At 46.0% G+C, this 805-nt stretch carries 1 protein-coding gene; it reads left to right on the forward strand.

Going from position 1 to position 805, the window contains the following annotated elements:
- Positions 1-366, forward strand: a 366-nt coding sequence (gene bamD / locus ACTHUM_RS16015) for an outer membrane protein assembly factor BamD (protein ID WP_440403423.1), incomplete at its 5' end; no start/stop codon positions are given.
- Positions 367-805: the final 439 nt, after the last annotated feature.

The raw sequence follows: 805 nt of genomic DNA on the forward strand, positions 1-805 counted from the left end.
TATCAGGCGTTTGCCGAGTTGGTTCAACGTTATCCAAACAGCAAATACGCTGCTGATGCAACCGAGCGTATGGCCAAGCTGGTGGACGCTTTGGGTGGTAACGAGATATCTGTGGCGCGTTATTACATGAAACGCGGTGCTTATGTCGCAGCGGCCAACCGTGCGCAAAAAATCGTCAGCCGTTACCAAAATACCCGTTACGTCGAAGAAGCTTTGGCGATGATGGAATTGGCGTATAAAAAACTGGATAAGCCGCAACTGGCTGCCGATACACGCCGTGTTTTGGAAACCAACTTCCCGCAAAGCCCGTTCTTGCAACACGAATGGCGATCTGACGATATGCCTTGGTGGCGTTACTGGCGCTAAGCGTCGAGTTGTTTAGGCATGAATAAGGCCGTCTGAAAATGATGCAGCTATGCATTTGGTTTTCAGACGGCCTTTGTTTTTAATGTTTTTTTACGTTCTCTGTAAACAGGGTGCAAAATTCGTTTTAATATGGTAAAGTCTGATTTTAATAACTTGACGGTTCGAAGCCGTTACTCAGGGGCTGTTTAAATTTAAAATCAGTTTTGTTGAAGCCGCATCGGATTTGCCGTTGACGCATTCAGGAAAATTTCAGTCGTCAGGCTGATTTGGTTTTAAATTTAAGCAGCCCTTTATGTTTACAAAAAAAAACAGAGGTAGATTCTCATGAAGTCTTGGCAGCTTCCTGAACACGTTGCCGACGTGTTACCGACCAATGCCCGACAACTGGAAAGCGCCCGTGAGCAGCTGTTGGCTTTGTTTCGCGTGCATGGTTATGAAT

The organism is Neisseria sp. P0021.S006 (genome assembly GCF_051956895.1).